This is a genomic window from Rhodanobacteraceae bacterium, assembly GCA_024234055.1.
In the GTDB taxonomy this organism is placed as follows: domain Bacteria; phylum Pseudomonadota; class Gammaproteobacteria; order Xanthomonadales; family SZUA-5; genus JADKFD01.
In genome coordinates, this window is sequence record JACKOW010000009.1 from 99,570 (window position 1) to 111,380 (window position 11,811).

Annotated in this window: 9 protein-coding genes; 7 read left to right on the forward strand and 2 right to left on the reverse strand. The window is 64.7% G+C overall.

The features are described 5' to 3' along the window. Positions 1–276: 276 nt before the first annotated feature. From H7A19_15070 to lnt, 3 genes are all read left to right on the forward strand, one after another. Positions 277–1,365 carry an SGNH/GDSL hydrolase family protein gene (locus H7A19_15070; protein MCP5476151.1) on the forward strand — a complete coding sequence of 363 codons (1,089 nt, stop codon included), beginning with the start codon at positions 277–279 and terminating at the stop codon, positions 1,363–1,365. Between the two features lie 22 nt (positions 1,366–1,387). Further along, entirely contained in the window at positions 1,388–2,092 is a 705-nt protein-coding gene (locus tag H7A19_15075) for a hypothetical protein (GenBank protein ID MCP5476152.1), read from the forward strand. Positions 2,093–2,372: 280 nt separating this feature from the next. Next, positions 2,373–4,808, forward strand: a complete 2,436-nt coding sequence (gene lnt, locus H7A19_15080) for an apolipoprotein N-acyltransferase (GenBank protein ID MCP5476153.1) — start codon at positions 2,373–2,375, stop codon at positions 4,806–4,808. A 277-nt stretch (positions 4,809–5,085) separates the two neighbouring features. Here the strand turns inward: lnt and chrA are convergent, their stop codons facing one another. Then, the gene (gene chrA / locus H7A19_15085) at positions 5,086–6,444 is read right to left on the reverse strand and encodes a chromate efflux transporter (protein MCP5476154.1); all 1,359 of its coding nucleotides are present in this window, start codon (positions 6,442–6,444) and stop codon (positions 5,086–5,088) included. A gap of 96 nt (positions 6,445–6,540) precedes the next feature. Next, complete coding sequence (locus H7A19_15090; GenBank protein ID MCP5476155.1) at positions 6,541–7,839, reverse strand: DUF3422 domain-containing protein; 1,299 nt, start codon at positions 7,837–7,839, stop codon at positions 6,541–6,543. Between the two features lie 800 nt (positions 7,840–8,639). Between H7A19_15090 and H7A19_15095 the strand changes: the two genes are divergently transcribed. From H7A19_15095 to H7A19_15110, 4 genes are all read left to right on the forward strand, one after another. Continuing rightward, a complete protein-coding gene (locus H7A19_15095; GenBank protein ID MCP5476156.1) occupies positions 8,640–9,536 on the forward strand; it encodes a DUF1838 family protein in 897 nt (298 codons plus the stop codon). A gap of 100 nt (positions 9,537–9,636) precedes the next feature. Further along, positions 9,637–10,320: a hypothetical protein gene (locus H7A19_15100; protein MCP5476157.1), complete on the forward strand. Its 684-nt coding sequence runs from the start codon at positions 9,637–9,639 to the stop codon at positions 10,318–10,320. Between the two features lie 15 nt (positions 10,321–10,335). Continuing rightward, complete coding sequence (locus H7A19_15105; protein MCP5476158.1) at positions 10,336–10,995, forward strand: hypothetical protein; 660 nt, start codon at positions 10,336–10,338, stop codon at positions 10,993–10,995. 61 nt (positions 10,996–11,056) lie between these two features. Continuing rightward, entirely contained in the window at positions 11,057–11,800 is a 744-nt protein-coding gene (locus tag H7A19_15110; protein ID MCP5476159.1) for a GntR family transcriptional regulator, read from the forward strand. The last annotated feature ends 11 nt before the right edge of the window (positions 11,801–11,811 follow it).

Below are 11,811 nucleotides of genomic sequence, written 5' to 3' on the forward strand. Positions count from 1 at the left end.
TGATTGCCGCAACGCAGCGTGATCGATCTGCATGGACCAGCACGCCCGGTGTGGCCTGCCTTCAAAATGCAGACAAGTTGCTGATGCAGCGCACAAAAAATTTTCATGTTCCAATGCGCTGTCACACTGATTGACGTCCATCCATACGCCAGCGTACATTGCGCCGCGGTCCGGATGGGAAGCCCTTCATCGGGTTCCGGGCCGCACTGATGTTGTTCGTCACTGGGACAGAAGTCATCCGACTTCTGCGGCGTACATCTATTCATGGGGAGGATCATGAATACTTTTTCTTGTGGCTTAGTCCGCAGGTCACTGCCTGCCATTCTGTTACTGGCTCTGGGTGGCCAGGTTGCAGCAAATACCTTGAACCAGAACGTGTCGTGGACGGTCGATCGGGCCGGTACCACGGCCAAGTATCGGGTTGTCGCCTATGGCGATTCCATCTATGCCGGCTACAACGGCTCGGTCAGCAAGGCGGCGAAATACTCGGCGCCCACCGTCGATGCCGAGTACCTGTCGGCCATCTGGAATGCCGATATCGAGAGCATCCGTCGAGCCAAGTCCGGCGCGGTTGCCTCGGATGTCTACAACAACAAGATCGTGGCCGAACGCTCATACATGCAGGCCAGCAGCACCCGCGTGGTGGCTTTCGAGATGTGCGGCAATGATGGTCTGCAGGCGCGCACCAGCTTCAAGGGGCAGTCGGGCACCTGCAACTACGGCGTGCTCAATACGGCGCTGGCCAACTGCAAGACCTATGTGGCCGCGGCGATGGATTACATCAATGCCAACGCCAGCCCGAACACCAAGCTCAAGGTGATTTCCAACCTGTACTACCCGGGCTACAACGCCGATAACGTGCAGAGCACCTGCAAGGACGCCAGCACCGGTGCGACGGTGAACATGCGCAACACCTTCCTCCCGATCATCGCCAAGATGAACTACTGGATGTGCGAGAACGCCCGCCTCAAGGGCTTCAAGTGCGCCGACAGCTTCGCCCAGTTCATGGGCGCTGACTACGACAGCAATGGCGACGGTCAGATCGATTCGGAGGCCCTGCGCTACGTGGCGGGTGAAAGCGAAAGCAGCTATGTGAACCGCATCTCCAACACGTTGAAATCGACCTTGCGCGATGCCAACACGCACTTTGTCAGTTCCAGCAGCAGCTACGACTACATCCAGTCCGACGATGTGCATCCCACTTACACCGGGGGCACTGTCTCCGCGGGTCTGTGGGGTGGCAGCACCGGCACCGGGGCGCCGCGCTACACCAGTTTCAGCGGTGGCAAGAGTCCGATCTGGAACCGGTACGGCCATGAGCGCATGGGCTGGTCGATGTCGGTCTACAATCCGGCCAGCCCCTGACGGGCAAGGCTGAGTCAGGCTGATGTCGGTCTCTGACCAGAAGCACACCACGCCGTCCCCTGCGGACGGCGATGGTGTGCGCATCATCCGCGAGCGACCGCCGGGGCATGGGCGGTCGCGTTTCCTGCGGGTGCTGGTTTTGACGCTGGTGGGGACCTTGATTGGCTACCTCTTTCTGCATTCACCGCTGATGAAACGGGACGTTGATCGCTCCGCAGGTGCGCCAATATCGGCGATGCCTGCGCCAGAGCTTGCCGACCCGCAGGACATCAAGATGCCGACCGAGCTGCCGCGACCGGTGCCGCCGGCCGCCACCAGCACTACCTCATCGAATCCAGCCGACTGGCGCACCGGCGATGCCAATGACATCGCCACCTATGTGTCACCGACCGACCCGGAACCGACAGCTGCCGAGCTGATCAAGGCTTTGCGAGACTCCGGTGAAACCGGCGGCATCGCCGCCTTCAATCCGCCTGGCACCAGCCCGCCGCTGCAAGGACTGGCGGTGCCGGAGGACTTCGAATTGCCGGAAGGCTATGTGCGCCACCACCAGGTGACTGACGAGGGCGAGCCGATCGAGGCCATCCTGATGTTCTCGCCGGATTACGTGTTCCGCGATGCCGACGGTGCGGTCATACCGGTACCCGAAGACCGCGTGGTGCCCGCGGACATGGCGCCACCGGGAATGCCGATCCGGCATATCGAGATTCCGCCGCCGCCGGAATGAGGGGCCGGACTCAGACGTCATCGCGAGCCACCTGTTTCGGCTCCACACGGCCCACGAGCCGTGAAGCGGGCGGTTGAAGGCTGTTGCGGTTCCAGACGTGTCTGGACGTTTTTCGCTCGTTGAGGTAGGCCAAGGGTGCGCGCCGCAGGCGCGTTCCCCGGCACCCGCCCCATCCAGGAATGCCGGGGAGCCGCTGCGCGGCACCTTCGGGCTACCTCAAGCGTGACTTTCCAATCCCAAGGGCCAGACCATGCCGCAATCCGCTACTCCCCGATGGCTCATGCTCGCCGGCATCCTGGTCAGCGCCGTGCTGCTGGGGCTGTATGCGCAGGGTGGCTGGCCGCTGGGCTTCGTCGCGCTGGCGCCCTGGCTGCTGAGCCTCAACAGCGCCCGCACAATGGCGGGCGCGTTGTTGAGTGGCTGGCTGATGAGCGTGGCCTTTGCGGTGGCGGTGTTCACCTGGTTCGGAGTGGCGATCGGCAGCTACACCGGTGGCGGATCGCCGATCGGCGTGCTCGCACTCTGTCTGCTGGCGCCAATCCTGCAGCCTCAGGTGCTGGTCTTCGCGCTCATTCGCCATTGGGCGCGCGCGTGGCACGGGCCGATCCTGTTCGCGCTGGCCGGCGCTTGTGCCTGGGTGGCTTGCGAGCAGCTGATCCCGAAACTCTTGGGTGACACGCTGGGCCACGGCCTGGCATCGGCCGTGCGCTTGCGCCAGGTGGCCGATCTCGGCGGTGCCGCGGGCATCACCTTGCTGCTGATCCTGGTGAACGAGGCGCTGGCGCTGGCCTGGCAGCGTAGGCGTGACGGCCTGCGGGCGCTGCGGCTGCCGCTGGCGATGTCGGCGCTGCTGCCCTTGTTGATGGCAGGCTATGGTTGGCTGCGTTTATCCAGCCTGGAATCCACCTCGCCTGAGCAACCGGTGGCGGCACTGCGCATCGGCATGGTGCAGTCGGGGATTGTCGATTACGAGGGGCTGCGGCGCGAGCTGGGGACCTATGCGGTGGTCCGGCAGGTGCTCGATACCCACTTCGGGTTGTCACGCGCGGCCATCGAGCACCATGGCGTGGATGCGCTGCTGTGGTCGGAGACCGTCTATCCCACCACTTTCGGCCACCCGCGCAGCGAGGATGGAGCGGCGCTGGATCAGGAGATCCTCGACTTCGTCAGCACGGCTGGCGTGGCGCTGGTCTTCGGCACCTATGATCTGGACGCTGCCGGTGAATACAATGCGGCGGCCTTCGTCGAGCCGGGCAGGGGCTTGCTCGGTTACTACCGCAAGACCCATCCCTTTCCATTGACCGAGCATGTGCCGGCATGGCTGGATGGCCCGTTGCTCAGGCATTGGCTGCCGTGGACTGGCAGCTGGCAGCCCGGATCCGGGGCGCGGGTGTTTCCGCTGCGCGCCGCCGATGGCCGCGAGTTGCAGGTGTTGCCGCTGATCTGTCTCGACGATGTGCGCCCGGACCTGGCCATCGACGGCGCGCGCCTCGGCGCCCAGGCCATCATCGGCCTATCCAACGATGCCTGGTTCAGTGCCCATCCCATCGGGGCCCGATTGCATCTGCAGGTGGCGAGTTTTCGCAGCATCGAGACCCGAATGCCGCAATTGCGGGTCACCAGCAATGGCCTCAGCGCCTACATCGACCCCAGTGGCGAGGTGCTGGTCAGTACCGAAATGGGCCAGCAAGCGGTGTTGGCCGGCGAGCTACCCGTGAGCAATCCGCCGATGACGCTGATGGTGCGCTGGGGCGACTGGGTAGGCCGCGCGGCGCTGGCCTTGCTGTTGGCGTTGGCCAGCGTCCAGCTTTGGCGTGCATGGCGGCGTGTGCGAGTGCCCGCGCGAGCGCCGTTGCACCAAGCAGAATCGGCCCTCGAATTGACCCTGCTGTCGCCGTTCTGGCGGCGGGTCTGCGCCTGCTTGCGTCTCGGATCTGGCCTGGGGCTGCTGGTGCTCGGTGTGCGGATGCTGCAGGTCGACGGCATGCAGGTGAATTCACTGGTGCAGATTCAGATCTTCGTCGCCGGGGTGCTGGCACCCGCCATCGCTGCATGGGTGATCGCACGCATCTGCGGCGGTACCGCTCGAGTCCGCGCCGGGCAATTGTTGCTGCAACAGCGCTGGCAAAGGATCGAAATCCCCGTGGCCAGCATTGCGGCCATCCGGCTCTGGCGTCTGCCTTTGCCAGGCGTCGGCTTCGATCTGGAACTGGTCTCAGGCCGTCGCCTGGCCGTTGGCATCGTCTGCGCAGATCCGCGTGCACTGCTGCGCACGCTGTCCGCGGCGGGAGCGCCGGTGACACTGATCGACACGGCCTTCGGACACATGGCCGATTACGCCGCCGCCCGAGCCGCCAATTTGCGTCCCTGGCTGGATCAGGGGTTGACCAAGTTCGGCCTGTTCCCGCTGGTTGCGGCGCTGCCCGCCTTTCGCCTGCACCAGCATATCGCCTTCGGCGGCACCTTCGGCGAGTACTACACCTATGGCTTGCGGGCCTGGTTGAGCGGCTTGCTGATCTGGTGGGCATCCTGGTCGCTGGGGTTGATGCTGTTTGCTGCGGTGCTGCGGGTGGGCGCCGAATGCGGCAACGCCTTGGCGCAAGGGTGGCAACCCGGTCGCGCTGCCGGAGTCCGCCACATCCTGGAGTGGCTGATCCGTCTGGCCTTCTATCTGGGCGCGCCGATCTGGCTGCTGTTGCGGGTGCTGGGGGGCTAGTCCGCATTTCTCACACCTGCGCGAGCAGATGCCCCCAATTCCCTAGTGGTACAAGGCGATTCCGAGGCACGCAGCAGTCACGGAGTGTTTGGCTGCATCTGCCCGCTTTGCGGACCTCGCTGGTTCTTTGCGACTATCGCGGCGTTGCTCCTCCTCGCAATGGAATCACCATTCCTCGTTGTCGCGCCTTGCGCTAGTCGCAAAGCCCTGCGCGATCCTCCGCAACAGGTGTGAGAAATGCGGACTAGGGATTCTCTGGCGAAGACCCACTCGAGTGTCAGGCGCTGAGCCCGCTGCTGCGCAGGATCAGTCCCAGCAGTGCGCTCGCGGCGATCACTTCGATGACGCCGCGACGGAATCGAAACAGCGCCAGCCCAGCCGCGATCGCGATCAAGGCCGCGGACAGATCGATGGTGCCCGCGCGGCCATCAGGCCAGAGCACATGGCCGGCGAAGAACAGGGCGAGATTGAGGATGACGCCGACTACCGCGGCGGTGATCGCGGTCAGAGGCGCGCTGAACTTGAGGTTTCCGCGGGTGGATTCCACCAGCGGGCCGCCGGCCAGGATGAACAGAAAGGACGGCAGGAAGGTGAACCAAGTCACCAGGGTCGCGGCCACGGCGCCGGCGAGAAACAGCTGTTCCGGACCGAACAGGGCTTGCCCATGGCCACCGACGAAGGCAACGAAGGCGACCACCATGACCAGCGGACCCGGCGTGCTTTCACCGAGCGCCAGGCCGTCGATCATCTGCGTGGGGCTGAGCCAGCCGTAGTGCAACACCGCGCCCTGATAGACATAGGGCAGCACCGCGTAGGCACCACCGAAGGTGAGCAGCGCGGCCTTGGTGAAGAACCAGCCCATCTGGGTCAGCGTGTGCTCCCAGCCGAAAGCACTGGTCAGCAAGGCCATCGGGATGGCCCACAGCAGCAGCCCGCAGGCCAGAATCCATGCCAGTCGGCGCCAGCGAAAGCGCGCATGCGCCGGGAGTTCGCTGTGATCGTCGATCACACAGGGTGGGTGGATGCCGTCAGCCACGGGCCGAGGGCCTCCCACCGCGAAGACCTCAGGCGCGAGCCGTCCGCCGACCAGTCCGATCAAAGCCGCGCCGGCAAGGATCATCGGAAACGGCGCATGGCCCAGAAAAATCGCCAGGAAGGCCGCCGCAGCAATCGCCCACAGCCAGCGGTTCCTCAAGGCCTGCCTGCCGATGCGCCAGGCCGCGTGGGCCACGATCGCCACCACCGCAGGCTTGATGCCGTGGAACAGACCGGCCACCACGTCCAACTCGCCGAACGCCAGGTACAGCCAGGCCAGCGCCACCAGGATCAGCAGCGAGGGCAGCACAAACAGGGCACCGGCGACAATGCCGCCCCAGCTGCGGTGCATCAGCCAGCCGATGTAGGTTGCCAGTTGCTGCGCCTCCGGGCCGGGCAGCAACATGCAGTAATTCAGCGCGTGCAGAAATCGGCGTTCGGAAATCCAGCGGCGTTTCTCCACCAGTTCCTGATGCATGATCGAGATCTGCCCTGCCGGGCCGCCGAAGCTGATGAAACCCAGTTTCAGCCAGAAACCCAGGGCCTCCCGGAATCGGATGGCTGGCGGAGCCTCGCCCGCTGTGTGGTCGGGCGCAGTCATGAGGAATGCACGGTCGCAGGTCCGGGCTGCCGGGGAACATGATCATGCATGTTCGTTGCTGCGGATGGCACGCGTTCGGGCAGCCGGCCGGAGCGCCTACTCCTCGTTGATCGTCCGACGTCGGCGCCAGGTGGCCCAGGCCACGACCACGGCGATCAGCGGTATCGACACCGCGGTGATGATGTCGGTGTCCAGATGGTGCAGGTGCTTGCTGCCCTTGGCCAGATACGCCACCAGTTGCGAGCCATAGTAGGTCAGCACCACCACGGACAGGCCCTCGACCGTTTCCTGCAGGCGCAACTGCAGTCGCGCGCGCTGATTCATCTGCGCCAGCAGCTCCTGATTCTGGCGTTCCAGTTCGATGTCGACCCGGGTGCGCAGCAGCTGGCTGTTGCGGGCGACGCGCGCTGACAGCTCTTCCTGACGCCGACTGATGGCTTCGCAGGTGTTCATGCCAGGCAACAAGCGGCGCTGCATGAACTCATTGAAGGTGGGCAGGCCGGAAATGCGTGATTCGCGCAATTCCTCGATGCGTTGCATGACCAGGCTGTGATAGGCCTTGGCGGCGCCGAAACGGAAGGTGGTGCGCGCCACCGAGTGCTCGACCTCGGAGGCCAGTGTCGACAGCGCCGACAAGGCCAGACGCTCATCTTCGGGCGAACCCGCCCGATTGATCTGGTCCATCAGATCGGCCAGTTGTCGCTCGCTCGAATACAGCCAGCGCCCGACCTCCTTGGCCACCGGCAGACCGAGCAAGGCCATCATCCGGTAGCTTTCGATTTCCAGCAGGCGCTGCACCGTTCGTCCTGCCTGGCGCTGGGTCATGGCTTCGTTGAGCACCAGGAAGCGCGAGAAGCCGTTCTCGATCTTGAAGTCGGTGAAGATCCAGGCGGCGTGGTCGGCGACTCGCGAGGCCACCATGGTCTTGCCATTGGGCGACAGGCCGGCCAGCACCGACTCCGGGCGGATGTCCCCGACCGCGCGCAGCTCGATCTGGGTGGCCACCATCAGCTTGCCGGGTATGCCCTGCATCCAGTCCAGGTGAATGCCGTCGAAGGCCGTGGCGTCCGCCGCCAGCTGCTCGCCATCCTCCAGCGAACGGAAGAAGGTGTAGCTGGAGAATTCGGTATGCAGTTCCCAGCGCATGCGGAAAGCGGCGGTCTCCAGGGTCAGGTGAGCATCGGAGCTGTCGACCGCCGTGCAGCTCAAACCCTGACACCAGCGTGCCAGATTCTCACGTTCGGCCTGCTCGGTGGGTGCGCCATGCTTGAACACCAGATGCGAAACCAGCGCCGCACCCGCCAGCGGCACTGGCGGTCTGGCGTGAAACTCGATGTTCAGCGGCTGCCGGAGTGGATGGTCCTTGAGCCGGGCAAGGATCAGGCGGGGATGCATGCGCGGACGCTCCGGAGTGCAGTGCTGCGTTGCAGCAGATTGTAGCCGGGGCGCGCGCTTCTGAGCTTGACATGCGTTGATCGACCGATTCGCGCCGCGAGGGCGCTCCTACGAGAAGCGAGGTCCATGGTAGGAGCGACCTTGTGTCGCGACCCGCGGAGTCTCGGTGTATCGGCGAAGACCGGAAACCGCGGTGAGCTGTGGTCAGACATTGAACGCAAAGAACGCAGAGGAACGCCGAGAACGCAGAGAAGAGCGTATCCAGACGAGATTTGATTCTCTCCGCGTTCTCCGCGACCCTCCGCGTTCTCCGCGTTGAAGCTCTGGCGGGCGGCCTGCACCGCGTGCCCGCGCGCAGGGGTCGAGCTACCGGTCGCGCCGCAAGGGCGCTCCTTGGCGCCGCGGCCCTGTGGGAGCGGATTCATCCGCGATCAAGCGACCTCGGTAGGAGCGACCTCGCGTCGCGACCGCGGTGTTTCGGTGTAACCGCCAAGACCGGGAGCCGCGGTGGGCTGTGGTCAGACATTGAACGCAAAGAACGCAGAGGAACGCCGAGAACGCAGAGAAGAGCGTATCCAGATGAGATTTGCTTCTCTCCGCGTCCTCCGCGGTCCTCTGCGTTCTCCGCGTTGTAGCTCTTGCTGGGGGCCTGCGCCGTCTGCCAGTGCCGGCGAGCGGCGAGCTGCCGGTCGCGCCGCAAACCGGGTTCTGTGTCTGCGCGCAGTCTCATGAAGGTGGTTATGCTCGTGGTGCATCGGGCAGCGTGTCGGTGCCCGAGCCCATTCCTGGAGATCTGTTTCATGCTGCGTGTGGCCTTGAGCACCTTGTTGCTGGCGTCGCTCATGATGCCGGTGGTCGCCGATGCGCTCGATCTGTCCAAACCCGACGACAATCTGCGCGCCTACCTGAAGATGCGCGGCAGCCTGGATGGCAAGGACGTGGTGACCTGGTGGTCGGGGCAGGTGTTTGCGGCCATTCCTGACGAGCGCCCGAAACTGCTGTTCGGCTTCGAGGGCATGAATGTGGCGCGCATGGAGCAGCTGGAGGACGGCAGCTGGCGCATGCTGTCGCGCGAATATGCGGTCTACAAGGATCCGAAGACCGGCGAGATTCTGCAGCAATGGCACAACCCCTGGACCGGCGCCACGCTGAAAGTCTTTGATGTGCAGAACGATCCGGTCAATCAGCAGCTGGGTGGTGGTCCGCGGGAGGACGATGGACCGCCTCGCTTGCTGCCGCTGCGGCAGATGGGCGATGACGTGATTCTCGGCTTCGATGTGCCGCTGGCCTATCCGAATCCGATCCAGCCTGATCTCTATCCGGAGTCTTCGACCGGGCCGGTGTACGTGGGCTCCGAGCATTTCGGTTTCTACGCGCGCAAGGCTGAACTCGATGACGAGGCGATCAGCTCGGCGCCGATATCCATCGCCTGGTTTCGTGAAGGTCCGTGGTTGCCCTGGATGAAGATGGGCGATCACGCCGGTCTGCTGATCTACTCGGGCTATGGCAAGAAACTGCTCGGCGGGGTCGACGAACTGCCGCAGCCCTTCCACGACTATCTGAAGCAGCAAGCACCGGAATTCCTGGCGGCTCCGCGAGAATGGTCGCAGCCCAACGCCACCACCTGGACGGTGTACAGGCAAAAGGTGCTGGAAGCCGAATCCGCAACGGACCAGTCCGACAGCGGAAAGGGATAATGAAGCGTCTCAGGATCGACCGCGCCGTCCCTTCACGGCACCGGAGAGGGCCTTCCTGGGTTACGCATGCAGCTGGCGATCGGACTGGCCGGAGGCCGAGATGGGGCTGAGCGAGCTGACGCTGCTGAAATGGGCGCACATCCTGGCCATGGTCTATTGGCTGGGTGGCGAATGGGGTGTGTTCCAGACCAGCTACCACATCGTCAATCGGAAGCTGCCGCTGGCGGAACGACGGCGCCACATGGAAACCGCCTACCGCATCGATATCCTGGCCCGCAGCGGCATCATCCTGCTGCTGCCGCTGGGGCTGCACATGGGCGCGATCTGGACGGTGTCACCCTTTGGCGGCCCCTGGTTATGGCTGATCTGGACTCTGGCCCTGAGCTGGTTGGGGCTGTGCTGGGCCGCCTTTGTTTATCGGGAAACAGATCGTGGCCTGCGGCTGACCCGCATCGATGAATCGGTCCGCTTCCTGCTGATTCCCTTGCTGATCGGCTGCGCGGTCTCCTCGCTGCTGGGCCACGGTCCGTTCAGGGGCGAGGCCGGCATGCTCTGGTATCCGGCCAAGATCCTGATCTACGCGCTGATGCTGGTGATCGGTCTGAAGCTGCGACTCATCATGCGCGAATGGACGCTGCTGTTTCGTCGGCTCGATCAGTCGCCGGGAGATGCCCTGATCGAGGCTCGCCTCGAACGCTCGATCCGCTTCGGTCGACGGCTGGCCTATGTCTATTGGCTCGGCATTGCCAGCGTCGCCCTGATCGGCACAGCCAAGCCTTTCTGATGCCCTGCGCCGGCCATGGATGAAGCCCTGCTCGCGGTTGTCCATCTGCTGGTCATCGGCTGCTGGCTGGGTACCGATCTGGCCGTGTTCTTCCTGAGCGGGAGGGTGGTTGATCCAGCACAGCCGATGAGCGTGCGCCGCTTCTGCGCCAACGCCATGAGCTGGCTCGACATGCTGCCACGCACGGCCCTGGTGCTGACCCTGGCGAGCGGGCTGGCGATGTCGATGAGTCTCCAGTTTCTGCCCGACAGGCACGCCGGGGCAGAGCTGGTCTGGCTGGGCTCTGCAGTCTGGCTGTTGCTGGTCTGGGCCGAATACGCGCAGCGACGGGGCCGCTGGCACGCTGGCCTGGCCGGCATGGACGCGGCGATTCGCCTTGTGGTGGTGGGCGCGTGCATCGGTCTGGCGGCAGCCCTGTGGCGCAGCGCGCCCTGGCTGTCGGCGAAACTCGCGATCATGGCGCTGATCATCGCCCTGGGCTTGATCATCCGTTGGCGGCTGCGGCCGTTCTCGGCGCTGTTCGCGCAGATCTCGAATGGCGCCGGCGGCGAGCAGGATCAGGCGCGGCTGGCGCGTCTGCTGGCTCGGGTCAAGCTGCCGGTGCTGCTGATCTGGACGCTCCTGCTGGTGGCCGCTGTGCTTGGTCGTACGCGGTATGCCTTGGGAGCCGGATGAGCACTGCCACCATGCGGCGTGGCCTTTGGAGAAATCGCCCGGTTTGCCGGATACTGCGGTGATGACCAAGACCCCGCGCGCCACACCCCGCTACCAGTCGCTCGCCAACGATCTGCTGGCCAAGATCGAGTCGGGCGCCTATGCCACGGGCAGCCAGTTTCCGACCGAATTCGAGATCAGCGCCGAATACCAGGTCAGTCGCCACACGGTGCGCGCCGCGCTGGCGCGTCTGCATTCGCTGGGCCTGATCCAGCGTCGTCCGGGTGCCGGCACGCACGTCACCGCGCCGGTGCCACCAATGCGCTACCAGCAGGAGGTCAGCGGCATCGACGATCTGCTGCAGTTCGGTCGGGTCACGCGGCTGGAGCTGCAGCGCAGCGAGCGCATGCCGTCGCCGCTGGAAATGGCACAGGCACTGGGCGTGCGCACCGGCGCCGAGATCATCCGCGTGTTCTGCCTGCGTTTTGCCGTGGATATGGAAGAGCCGATCTGCACCACCGAGATTCTGGTACGTCCCGCCCGCGGGGTGTCGGCGGCGGCACTGCTGAAGCCGGAAACCGCGGTGGATTCAGCCTTGAAACTGCTGGATTTCGGGCGCATGGGCCATGTCGATCAGACTTTTGATGCGATCGGTATGCCGACGGAGCAGGCCAGTCTGCTCGGCGTGGAGGCCGAAAGCCCGACCCTGCGCGTCGTGCGCTCCTATCACGCACTGGAGGGGCGAATCGTCTGCGCCACCTTCAGCCTGCACCCCGCTGGTCGTTTTGCCTACAGCATGCGCCTGGCGCGTCGCACGGCTCCCTGAGCGCCGGGGCC

Bases quoted from the DNA above. Each gene is read 5' to 3' on its own strand.
- H7A19_15070 (MCP5476151.1), top strand. From the start codon at position 277: ATGAATACTTTTTCTTGTGGCTTAGTCCGCAGGTCACTGCCTGCCATT.
- H7A19_15075 (MCP5476152.1), top strand. From the start codon at position 1,388: ATGTCGGTCTCTGACCAGAAGCACACCACGCCGTCCCCTGCGGACGGC.
- lnt (MCP5476153.1), top strand. From the start codon at position 2,373: ATGCTCGCCGGCATCCTGGTCAGCGCCGTGCTGCTGGGGCTGTATGCG.
- chrA (MCP5476154.1), bottom strand. From the start codon at position 6,444: ATGACTGCGCCCGACCACACAGCGGGCGAGGCTCCGCCAGCCATCCGA.
- H7A19_15090 (MCP5476155.1), bottom strand. From the start codon at position 7,839: ATGCATCCCCGCCTGATCCTTGCCCGGCTCAAGGACCATCCACTCCGG.
- H7A19_15095 (MCP5476156.1), top strand. From the start codon at position 8,640: ATGCTGCGTGTGGCCTTGAGCACCTTGTTGCTGGCGTCGCTCATGATG.
- H7A19_15100 (MCP5476157.1), top strand. From the start codon at position 9,637: ATGGGGCTGAGCGAGCTGACGCTGCTGAAATGGGCGCACATCCTGGCC.
- H7A19_15105 (MCP5476158.1), top strand. From the start codon at position 10,336: ATGGATGAAGCCCTGCTCGCGGTTGTCCATCTGCTGGTCATCGGCTGC.
- H7A19_15110 (MCP5476159.1), top strand. From the start codon at position 11,057: ATGACCAAGACCCCGCGCGCCACACCCCGCTACCAGTCGCTCGCCAAC.